This is a genomic window from Streptococcus pseudopneumoniae, from assembly GCF_038148935.1.
In the GTDB taxonomy this organism is placed as follows: Bacteria; Bacillota; Bacilli; order Lactobacillales; family Streptococcaceae; genus Streptococcus; species Streptococcus pseudopneumoniae_U.
The window spans coordinates 1-10340 of the sequence record NZ_JBBJZX010000070.1 but is presented as its reverse complement, the minus strand read 5'-3'; the positions used below and the strand labels follow the sequence as shown (position 1 = coordinate 10340).

Annotated in this window: 9 protein-coding genes and 2 pseudogenes; 2 read left to right on the top strand and 9 right to left on the bottom strand. The window is 42.2% G+C overall.

The annotated features are described in order from the left end of the window. Positions 1-44 precede the first annotated feature (44 nt). From WKI42_RS07860 to gatC, 8 genes are all read right to left on the bottom strand, one after another. Positions 45-899 (bottom strand): VOC family protein, encoded by an 855-nt coding sequence (locus tag WKI42_RS07860; RefSeq protein ID WP_368080558.1) that lies wholly within the window; start codon positions 897-899, stop codon positions 45-47. 239 nt (positions 900-1138) lie between these two features. Further along, positions 1139-2377, bottom strand: coding sequence for a carbohydrate-binding domain-containing protein (locus tag WKI42_RS07855; RefSeq protein WP_368081624.1), 1239 nt, complete (start codon positions 2375-2377; stop codon positions 1139-1141). A gap of 364 nt (positions 2378-2741) precedes the next feature. Then, the gene (gene nusB / locus WKI42_RS07850) at positions 2742-3167 is read right to left on the bottom strand and encodes a transcription antitermination factor NusB (protein WP_176139385.1); all 426 of its coding nucleotides are present in this window, start codon (positions 3165-3167) and stop codon (positions 2742-2744) included. Next, the gene (locus tag WKI42_RS07845; protein WP_050242198.1) at positions 3160-3549 is read right to left on the bottom strand and encodes an Asp23/Gls24 family envelope stress response protein; all 390 of its coding nucleotides are present in this window, start codon (positions 3547-3549) and stop codon (positions 3160-3162) included. The genes nusB and WKI42_RS07845 overlap by 8 nt, the downstream gene beginning before the upstream one ends. A 21-nt stretch (positions 3550-3570) precedes the next feature. Then, positions 3571-4131: an elongation factor P gene (efp, locus tag WKI42_RS07840; RefSeq protein WP_000568643.1), complete on the bottom strand. Its 561-nt coding sequence runs from the start codon at positions 4129-4131 to the stop codon at positions 3571-3573. Between the two features lie 127 nt (positions 4132-4258). Continuing rightward, positions 4259-5701: an Asp-tRNA(Asn)/Glu-tRNA(Gln) amidotransferase subunit GatB gene (gatB, locus tag WKI42_RS07835; protein WP_368081623.1), complete on the bottom strand. Its 1443-nt coding sequence runs from the start codon at positions 5699-5701 to the stop codon at positions 4259-4261. Further along, positions 5701-7167 carry an Asp-tRNA(Asn)/Glu-tRNA(Gln) amidotransferase subunit GatA gene (gatA, locus tag WKI42_RS07830; RefSeq protein ID WP_368081622.1) on the bottom strand — a complete coding sequence of 489 codons (1467 nt, stop codon included), beginning with the start codon at positions 7165-7167 and terminating at the stop codon, positions 5701-5703. The genes gatB and gatA overlap by 1 nt, the downstream gene beginning before the upstream one ends. Next, complete coding sequence (gatC, locus tag WKI42_RS07825) at positions 7167-7469, bottom strand: Asp-tRNA(Asn)/Glu-tRNA(Gln) amidotransferase subunit GatC (protein WP_050242200.1); 303 nt, start codon at positions 7467-7469, stop codon at positions 7167-7169. The genes gatA and gatC overlap by 1 nt, the downstream gene beginning before the upstream one ends. 212 nt (positions 7470-7681) lie before the next feature. On the opposite strand from gatC, the gene WKI42_RS07820 reads away from it, so the two are divergent. After that, a complete protein-coding gene (locus tag WKI42_RS07820) occupies positions 7682-9226 on the top strand; it encodes a peptide chain release factor 3 (RefSeq protein ID WP_001025436.1) in 1545 nt (514 codons plus the stop codon). A gap of 412 nt (positions 9227-9638) precedes the next feature. Beyond that, positions 9639-9939, top strand: a pseudogene (locus WKI42_RS07815) (glycosyltransferase); the annotation flags it as partial. 145 nt (positions 9940-10084) lie between these two features. On the opposite strand, the pseudogene WKI42_RS07810 reads toward WKI42_RS07815, so the two are convergent. Continuing rightward, positions 10085-10246, bottom strand: a pseudogene (locus WKI42_RS07810) (helix-turn-helix domain-containing protein); the annotation flags it as partial. Positions 10247-10340 lie beyond the last annotated feature (94 nt).

Below are 10340 nucleotides of genomic sequence, written 5' to 3'. Positions count from 1 at the left end.
TCTTTGATTTTCATTGAGTATGAGATGCTGGTCTTTATCACATCCTATCTAGCTAAGCGAATACGGGTCACAATTCCGTCTGGGTCTGTCACTTCCAACTGAGTTGATGTCAGCCACTTGATAGGCGCCTCAACTTCCTGTCCTCTTTCGGCAATTGCTAGAAGTTCTTCTTTGCTTGCGACTTCAATGACATAGTAGGCTAAGCCGGGTAATCCTTGTTCATTTCTGAGTAGCCTTTTTCCTCCCCACTCGTTGACTGCTAAATGATGATGATAATCCCCAGATGCAATCCAACTAGCACTAGGTAGACTAAATTTATCCTCTAGTCCTAAAACCTTTTGATAAAACTGGCTTGCTACTTGACTATCCTTGACAGAAAGATGGATATGCCCCATGCGCGTAGTAGAGGCTATCTCAAAAGGTTCTACTTTACGTCCTATCTCATATATTTCTTGAGCAGATAAGACTTCGGTCACTCCGACAATGCGCCCATCCTCACGAACATCCCATTCCTCTACAGGCTTATCCCAATAAATTTCAATCCCATTCCCTTCTAAATCTTCCAGATAGATTGCTTCACTGTAGCCATGATCTGCCCCACCGACTAGCTGAATTTGCAGCTCTGCTATATGCTTAAACAGATTTGCCAAATCCTCACGACTTGGTAAAAGGATAGCTAGGTGATAGAGACCATAGTGATCTTGCACCTCCTCTAGTCTGTCTGTTTTCAGTAAATGAACCAAAGCCTTTCCACCAGCTCCTAAAATACTTTCAGATTCTGTCTGAGAAAGGATTTTCAAACCTAGAATCTGATGATAAAAGGCAGTCTGACTTGCCAAATCCTTAACATTTAAAACAGCCTCTGCCAAATAAATCTTACTATTGTATGCGTAGGTCATCTATTTCTCCTTTGTTTTTTATTGTAACTTTATTTATTACAACATTATACTCCTTTTTTACTTGTAGTCAAGTAGAACAACTCAAATAGCAGGACAAAACGATGTTGGGCAAAAAGTCGACTTCAGGAGAAAATGAAGTAAATCTCCCCACAATAAAACACATAGTACCAAGGTTTCTCAAGACCTGATACTATGCGGTTTTCTGATTTCAAAGACTTCTTGCCCAGCCTCGTTTTTGTTTATCCTCGTCCGCCAGGGGCTGGACCGCCGCCTTGAGGACCTCCATTCGGACCGCCGCCTCCAGGCATAGAATTGACAATATCAGTTTGTTTTTCGCCGTTGATGTAAATATCCCCACCTGTATAGGTTGCTGTTCCATCAAAGTCAAAGCCTGATTGTCCTATCAATTTAATGGTTCCGCCTGTGACTGTGATATTCCCGTTTGAGTCAATCGGATCTGTGTCCCCTTGACCGACTTCGACAGTTAGATTTCCACCTGTCATGGTAAAGTAAATGTCACTTTGCTGGGCATTTTTATTGGCTGCATTGACTCCATCATCTGTCGAGTAGACATTGATATCACCACCATTGATCGTAATGGCTTTCCCTTCAATTCCTTCAGTCGCATTCTTGACTGTGTAAGTACCACTATCAATCACTAGGTTGCCAGAAGCGTGAATGCCGTCATCGCCTGCTGTGACTGTTATGGTATTGTTCGCCAAATACATATTTCCGACAGTCATATCGTCATCATTGTCAACTTTGACACCATCTTCCTTGGCATCGATTGTCATGGTCGCACCAGTGATGTTAAGTTCATCATTGACATTAAAAGCATCGCCTACCGATGTGATGTTAATGGTTCCACCCGTGATGTGAAGGGTGTCGTTAGCCTTGATAGCATTGCTTTTCTTGCCATCTACATTGAGAGTTCCTGAACCATTGATGGTCAAATCAATCTTAGAAAAGAGAGCGGCATTTGCCTTTTCATCACTGTTAGAGCTTGAGTCAGAGAGACTGTTTGTCGTCCCTTCTGCTAAAGTGAGGTAGACATGATCGGCTGATGTCGCTGAAATAGCCGCATCTGTATTGGTCATACTTGCACCTTTTAGAACAAGTTTCACATCATCAGACTTATCAGCTGCAATTTTAATTTGCACTCCGTCAGACTGACCAGAAATGACATAGGTACCTGCTTTTGAGATAGTCACTGTTGAGCCAGAAACTGTCACACCGTCTCCAGAGACACTTGCAGATGAGCCTGACAATTCAATCTTAGAGGCTGTATTTTCATCATAAGAAGTGTCGTAGTCCTTTTCTGTAAAGTAAGAAGATTGACTGTTTTTAGCTGAAGTTGTGATGGCAGTGGTATCTGCCGCTGCAGTTGTACTTGACTTGGTCGTTGACTGCCCACAAGCTGTCAGCAAGGTCAAAGCTGTTAAACTGGTTAAGATTAGAGTCCATTTTTTTGATTTCATACTTTTTTCCTCGCCTTCATTTAGCTTGAGCTTAGTTTACAGGGGAAGTCTGAAAAAAATCTAAACTTTTTCTGAAAGTTTTCTTAAGTTCAGTTTCAGTTGAGTTATCTTTAACAAAAGTTTTAGGAAAGTTCCCTAGACTAGTCACAAGCAAGTTCATACTCAATGAAAATCAAAGAGCAAACTAGGAAGCTAGCTGCAGGCTGCTCAAAACACTGTTTTGAGGTTGCAGATAGAACTGACGAAGTCAGTAACACATATACGACAAGCCGACGTTGACGCGGTTTGAAGAGATTTTCGAAGAGTATTACTCTGTGCAGAGGGGAAAGTCAAAAGGTGCCTGGAAGACCAAACACCTTTTTGATTATTCATTTTCTTCAGTTACAAATTGACTAAGCAGTCCGTTGATAAAGCGGGCTGATTTTTGATCTGAAAAATTCTTAGCAAGTTCAATAGCTTCATTAACTGCTACCAGCTGAGGTGTATCAAATGATGTGATTTCAAAGATTCCTAAGCGTAGTAAGTTTTTTTCGACCAAGGTCAAGCGTTCAACTGTCCAGCCTGACTTGAGGTGCTGGTTGATTTGTTTATCCAACTTGTCTTTTTGCGCTTGGATACCAGAAACCAAGTTTAGAAGAAAGGCAGGGATTTGCACATCTGCATCTTCACGGTCATGCGTGTAGGCAAAGCGACAAGCTGTTTCTATATCTGTGCCGAATTCAAGGCTCATGAGAGCTTGAAAAGCGCATTTACGAAGTTCACGTCTGGATTCTAATAGTGGACTAGTCATTGAGGAAATCCTCGTCAAACAGATCTTTCAACTCTGGTTTCGGAGTTTTATCCGGAACGATTCCAGCAACGTGAATATTGACAACAGAAAGTTCCACATCAGCCATATTACGAACAGCGTCCTTAACAGCTTTTTGGATAGCCATAGCAACTTTAGGTACTTTCACACCGTACTCAAGGTAGAGATAGATGTCAGCAGTTAGCTCTTCGTTGCTTTCTTTTAAGTAGACTCCACGACCAAGAGAGAGTTTTGATAGGGTGTCAGATACGGATTTATTTGAAAATGAGTGGACACCATCAACTTTAGCAGTTGCGATGGCAATGATTTTTTCAAGTACACGTGGAGCGATAACGATTTCGCCAAATTGTTCTTCAATTCCCATAGAATGACCTCTTTCTAGAGATTAGGCACGAGAAACGTAAGTTCCTTCTGCAGTGTTGATGATCAATTTTTGTCCAGCTTCGATGAAGTCAGGAACGTTGACAACAAGTCCAGTTTCCATAGTCGCTGGTTTACCAGAACCTGTAACAGTAGCACCTTTGATAGATGGTTGTGTTTCAGCAACTGTCAATTCAACAGTAGTTGGTACAGTGACACCGATTACTTCAGTTCCGTAGAATTGGATTTTCACATCAGAGTTTTCAAGGATGTAAAGCAATTCATTTTCAACGTTTACGACTGGGATTTCGTATTGGTCGTAAGTTTCAGTGTTCATGAAGTAGGCAGTTTCATCCATTTTGTACAAGTATTGAGCTGGAACAGTCTCGATAATAGCTTGTTCGAATTTTTCTTCTGGACGGTAGCTTGTATCAAAAGTAGAACCAGTACGGACATCACGCAATTTCATACGCATGATTGTATTCCCTTTACCTGGTTTGTGGTGGCTAGCTTCCAAAACGCGGATCAATTTTCCGTCTGCAGTTTCAAATGTCATACCAGCTTTCAATTTGCTTGCTTCAATCATGTTTTTACCTCTTTAATAAATATTATTACTCTTCATTTTACCATAAAATCTTCTGGAAATAAAGCCAAAATAGTTATTGGGAGATGGTAGGGGAGAAAAAACCAACCTCAGGGCTGGTTTTTACATTTTAATCTTCTTTCAACTTCGCCAATTCTTGGGCAAGGAGTTTAAGGGCGACTTGTGGGTTGGCTTGGCCTTTGGTTGCTTTCATAAGGAATCCTGTGAAGGCCTTGTCTGCGTTGCGTTTGCCTGACTTGAAGTCGGCAACAGCAGCTTCGTTATCCACAAAGACTTGGTGGATGATTGGAATCAAGACAGCTGGATCTGAGATTTGGACCATACCTGCTTTTTCAACGTATTCACGCGCGCCACCGCCATTTTTAGCCAGGTGGACAAAGACTTTCTTGGCAATCTTAGAAGATATAGTGCCGTCTTCGATGATGGCAATCATTTCTACCAAGTTTTCTGGTGTCAATTTTATTTGTTCAAGTGTTTTGCCTTCGGCATTCAAGAACTGAGCAACTTCTCCTTGGAGCCAGTTAGAGACTTGTTTAGCGTCACCGCCAAGGGCAACAGCTTTTTCAAAGAAGTCAGAAGTGACTTTATTTGCAGTCAACTGACTAGCATCGTAGTCTGACAAGCCAAGGTCAGATACATAACGCGCACGGCGTTCTTTTGGAAACTCTGGCAACTCTGTCCGCATTTCCTCAATCCACTCGTCTGAGATTTCAAAGAGGGGTAGGTCTGGCTCTGGGAAGTAGCGGTAATCTGCAGCCCCTTCCTTGACACGCATGAGGATGGTTGCCTTGTTAGCTTCATCGTAACGGCGTGTTTCTTGACGAATTTGACCACCTGAGCGTAGGATTTCGGCTTGACGTTGCACTTCGTATTCAAGACCCTTGCGAACGTTTGAGAAAGAGTTGAGGTTCTTCAACTCTGTCTTGGTACCGAATTTCTCTTGACCATACGGACGAAGAGAGATATTGGCATCCACACGCATAGAACCTTCTTCCATCTTAACGTCAGAAATGCCAGCGTACTGGATAACTTCCTTGAGGGCTGTTAGGTAAGCATAGGCTTCTTCAGGAGAACGCATGTCTGCTTCAGATACAATCTCAATCAATGGCACCCCTTGGCGGTTGAGGTCAACATAAGAGTAGCCATCTGTACCGTGGGTGTTTTTACCAGCGTCTTCTTCTAGGTGGGCACGTTCGATACCGATTTTCTTAGTCGTACCGTCTTCTAGCTCGACTTCAATCCAACCATTATAACCGATTGGCTCATCAAACTGAGAAATTTGGTAGGCTTTGGGATTATCAGGGTAGAAGTAGTTCTTGCGGTCAAAGTGCATCTTTTTGTGGATGTCCATGTTGAGGGCAAGAGCAGCCTTGATACCGGCATCGACAACACCTTTGTTGAGAACCGGAAGTACTCCTGGGAAAGACCAGTCAATCACGTTGGTGTTGGCATTTTGGTCATTTCCAAAGTGGGCAGAAGTAGGTGAGAAGATTTTTGAATTGGTGTTGAGCTCTACGTGGACTTCAAGTCCAATGACTGTTTCAAAGTTCATTAGTTGTCACCTCCAAAAATCACGGGTTGTTGTTTGTGGTAATCTGTTGTTGCTTCAAAGGCAGCAGCAGCTTGGTAAATGGTTTCTTCAGAATACTTAGGACCAATCAATTGCAGACCGACAGGTAGTCCTTGAGAGAATCCAGCTGGAATCGAAATTCCTGGGAGACCTGCCAAGTTTACAGGTATAGTCAAGAGGTCAGCCAAGTACATGGCAACTGGGTCATGGTTGAGTGAGTCCAAGTCATAAGCAACACTTGGAGCAGTTGGACCCAAAATCAAGTCGTAATCCGCGAAGACTTTTTCGAAATCTTGAATGATAAGGGTACGAACCTGACCAGCCTTTTTATAGTAGGCATCGTAGTAACCTGATGAAAGACTGAAAGTACCTAGCATAATACGGCGCTTCACTTCTTCACCAAAACCTTGGCTACGGCTGTTTACATAGATTTCATCAAGATTAGTCGCATCTTCTGCGCGGTAGCCGTAACGGATACCATCAAAGCGTTGCAAGTTTGATGAAGCTTCAGATGAAGCGATGATGTAGTATACGGCAACCCCGTATTTAGAGTGAGGAAGGCTGACTTCTTCAACGATGGCACCCAGTTTTTCAAAGTGTTTGGCAGCATTCAGAATGGTTTCCTTAACCTCTGGGTCAATTCCTTCACCGAGGTATTCCTTAGGCAAAGCGATTTTCATACCCTTGATGTCTTGGTCGATTTTTGAAGTAAAGTCGGCAATGCGGACAGGAGCAGAAGTAGAGTCTTTAGCATCTTCGCTGGCAATAGCGTTGAGCAAGAGGGCATTTTCCTTAACAGTAGGAGCAAAAGGTCCAATTTGGTCTAGTGAGCTACCAAAGGCAATGAGACCGAAACGAGAAACTGTTCCGTAGGTTGGTTTGAGACCAACGATCCCGTTGAAGGCAGCAGGTTGGCGGATAGAACCACCCGTATCAGAACCAAGTGACAAGCGAACTTGTCCTGAGGCTACAGCTGCGGCAGAACCACTTGATGAACCACCAGGAACCTTGTTTTGGTCCCAAGCGTTTTTAGTCGCACCATAGTGTGAAGTTTCACCTGAACCACCCATGGCAAATTCGTCCATGTTGGTTTTCCCAACGACAATCATACCTTTAGATTTTGCATTGGAAACGGCTGTCGCATCAAAGATAGGCTCGTAGTTGTAGAGCATTTTTGAGGCAGCAGTTGTGAGAATACCATTTGTAGAGATATTATCTTTAACTGCAAGTGGAATTCCTGAAAGGACATTATCAGCATCAATTCCAGCTTCATCAATGGCTTTGGCTTGAGCAAGAGCCTGCTCTTCAGCGATGGTAACAAAAGCGTTGATAGCTGTCTCTCGAGACTTGATATCTTCAAGCGTAGCTTGGGTCAATTCTGTTGCTGAAATTTCCTTAGAGACAAGGAGATTGTGCAAGTCTTCAATGGTTTTATTGTTGAAAGTCATTAGGCATCTCCTCCATCGTCTAGGATAGCTGGCACCTTGATATAGTAGTTGTCTTTTTCAGGTACGTTTTTAAACAAGCGATCACGGTCTGTTCCTTCTTCGGCCATATCAGGGCGGAGTACGGTCTTACGGTCAGCCATAGTTGTAGTAGGTGCAACACCAGTAGTGTCGACTTCGCCCAGCAACTCAACCATGTCAACAATCTTGGACAAGGTAGTCGCAAAGGCAGCAGTTTCTTCTTCAGAGAATCTTAATTTTGAAAGATTGGCAACGTGTGTTACCTCTTCTTGCGTAATTTTCATCTTGCATCCTTTCGTGAAATGATGATTTTTAGTCTGTTCTATTTTACCATATTTTCCTATAAATAAGGGAGGGATAAGTGAAAAGAAATAGAAATTGAAAAAAATGCTAAAATCCGATATAATGGAGTGTTGAAAGGAATGGTAAAATCCAATGTAGAAATCATTCTTAGCTATTGAAACAAGAAAAATAGAGAATCAAAGAAAGAGAACTTATGAATATTCAAGAAGAAATTAAGAAACGTCGTACCTTTGCTATCATCTCCCACCCGGATGCGGGGAAAACTACTATTACTGAGCAGTTGCTCTACTTTGGGGGCGAGATTCGTGAGGCTGGTACGGTAAAAGGAAAGAAAACAGGGACTTTTGCCAAGTCTGACTGGATGGATATCGAGAAGCAACGTGGGATTTCGGTTACTTCATCTGTGATGCAGTTTGACTACGATGGCAAGCGCGTCAATATCCTCGACACACCAGGGCACGAGGACTTCTCAGAAGATACCTATCGGACCTTGATGGCGGTGGATGCTGCGGTCATGGTCGTGGATTCTGCCAAGGGGATCGAGGCTCAAACTAAGAAATTGTTTGAGGTTGTGAAACATCGTGGCATTCCAGTCTTTACCTTTATGAATAAGCTGGACCGTGATGGTCGTGAGCCACTAGACCTCTTGCAAGAGTTGGAAGAAGTCTTGGGTATTGCTAGCTATCCGATGAACTGGCCAATCGGGATGGGAAAAGCCTTTGAAGGATTGTATGACCTCTATAACCAACGCTTGGAGCTCTATAAAGGGGATGAGCGTTTTGCTAGTCTAGAAGATGGGGACAAGCTTTTTGGTAGCAATCCTTTCTATGAGCAAGTCAAAGATGACATTGAACTTTTAAATGAAGCTGGGAATGAGTTTTCAGAGGAAGCTATTCTGGCTGGAGAATTGACGCCAGTCTTCTTCGGTTCAGCTTTGACAAACTTTGGTGTGCAGACCTTCCTTGAAACCTTCCTTAAGTTTGCTCCAGAACCACATGGACACAAGAAAACAGATGGCGAAATTGTGGATCCTCATGATAAGGATTTCTCAGGATTTGTCTTTAAAATCCAAGCCAACATGGACCCTCGTCACCGTGACCGTATTGCCTTTGTCCGTATCGTATCAGGTGAATTTGAGCGTGGCATGAGTGTCAACCTGCCTCGTACTGGTAAGGGGGCTAAACTTTCGAATGTCACTCAGTTTATGGCGGAAAGTCGTGAGAATGTAACCAATGCCGTGGCAGGAGATATTATCGGGGTTTACGATACAGGTACTTATCAGGTTGGGGATACTTTGACAGTTGGAAAAAACAAGTTTGAATTTGAACCCCTACCAACCTTTACACCTGAAATTTTCATGAAAGTATCTGCTAAAAACGTTATGAAACAAAAATCCTTCCACAAGGGGATTGAGCAATTGGTACAAGAAGGAGCCATTCAGCTTTACAAGAATTACCAAACAGGCGAGTACATGCTGGGAGCTGTTGGTCAGCTCCAGTTTGAAGTCTTTAAGCACCGTATGGAAGGCGAGTATAATGCTGAAGTGGTCATGAGCCCAATGGGTAAAAAGACCGTTCGCTGGATCAAGCCTGAGGACTTGGATGAACGCATGTCATCAAGCCGCAATATCTTGGCTAAAGACCGTTTCGACCAACCAGTCTTTCTCTTTGAAAATGACTTTGCTCTCCGTTGGTTTGCGGACAAGTATCCAGATGTAGAGTTGGAAGAAAAAATGTGACTCAGTACCAACAATTGGAACTCAAGTTCCTAATTGTTGGACGCTAGTCGCTATTTGGCGAACTAGCTAACTGCCTCACTAACTACGTTTGGCAAATCGATTCTATTTGCCAAACTCCGTGTCGTAGTATAACAATCGGCTTACCTAAACGCTTCACTAGTAAAAGTCCGCGAATGATATTGATTCGTGGATTTTTCCGTTGTAGCAGAAAGTAGGTAGCCTAGCTAACTGGCTTACTAACTACGTTTGGCAAATGAAATCGATTTGCCAAACTTCGTGTCGTAATGTAAAAATTGTAAACCGTAATGGGACTTCATCTAAAATCTCCACTGGTATGGTTTTACGAACGAATGGGCGAAAATAATGCTTACGTAGAAACATATGATGGGAATAAAAAGAAATGAGATAAAGAGTGAAAGAAGAGAAAAAAGCGATTGTCTTAGGAGCAAGTAATGCTCAGTATGAATAAAGTTGAAACAACAATAAAATCCCTGTGTATTCATTATGATAATCGGAAGTTTTATATTTTTAATGATGATCTTCCGATTGACAGTAGTATTCTGAAAGATTATCGTTTGCCCTTTGAGGGACTTTCTTACGCTACCTTCTTTAGGTATTTTATTCCTAAGTATGTAAGTGAGGTTCGTGTACTGTATTTAGACTCGGATATTATAGTGAGAAAACCGATAGATGAGCTGTGGTACTTAGACTTAACAGGCATCTCCTGAGTAGTAGTTAGAGATGATTTTTATACACCTATTTTCAATGTTGTTTTTTGTTAATCAACAATGACATGTGAAGAGCAGAAAATGTCACGTAAAATCTGATTTAAGACACAAATAAAAAATCTTCCAATTCTCTGTTTCCGTGTCTGAAGGCTTCTTTTCCTTTCTGTTGATAGACTAGTAGCAGACGATTGATTTGTCTTTCAGAAAGATTGAGTTCGACACAGGCTCGATTCTTTGTTTTCTTTCCTTGGTCTATAGCTTTTATCACAAGATATTTTTTCGTTTCATTCATATTCAGTTGGATCCTTTTCATATGACTATTCTACCAAATGGGACATTTTCACGTTCGATTTACTAAAGACATTATCGCATTCGAATCACAATAA

What these genes read in the sequence shown, in the direction of transcription:
- WKI42_RS07855 (WP_368081624.1), bottom strand. Translation starts at nt 2,377, where the DNA reads ATGAAATCAAAAAAATGGACTCTAATCTTAACCAGTTTAACAGCTTTG.
- gatC (WP_050242200.1), bottom strand. Translation starts at nt 7,469, where the DNA reads ATGAAAATTACGCAAGAAGAGGTAACACACGTTGCCAATCTTTCAAAA.
- gatB (WP_368081623.1), bottom strand. Translation starts at nt 5,701, where the DNA reads ATGAACTTTGAAACAGTCATTGGACTTGAAGTCCACGTAGAGCTCAAC.
- WKI42_RS07860 (WP_368080558.1), bottom strand. Translation starts at nt 899, where the DNA reads ATGACCTACGCATACAATAGTAAGATTTATTTGGCAGAGGCTGTTTTA.
- gatA (WP_368081622.1), bottom strand. Translation starts at nt 7,167, where the DNA reads ATGACTTTCAACAATAAAACCATTGAAGACTTGCACAATCTCCTTGTC.
- WKI42_RS07820 (WP_001025436.1), top strand. Translation starts at nt 7,682, where the DNA reads ATGAATATTCAAGAAGAAATTAAGAAACGTCGTACCTTTGCTATCATC.
- nusB (WP_176139385.1), bottom strand. Translation starts at nt 3,167, where the DNA reads ATGACTAGTCCACTATTAGAATCCAGACGTGAACTTCGTAAATGCGCT.
- efp (WP_000568643.1), bottom strand. Translation starts at nt 4,131, where the DNA reads ATGATTGAAGCAAGCAAATTGAAAGCTGGTATGACATTTGAAACTGCA.
- WKI42_RS07845 (WP_050242198.1), bottom strand. Translation starts at nt 3,549, where the DNA reads ATGGGAATTGAAGAACAATTTGGCGAAATCGTTATCGCTCCACGTGTA.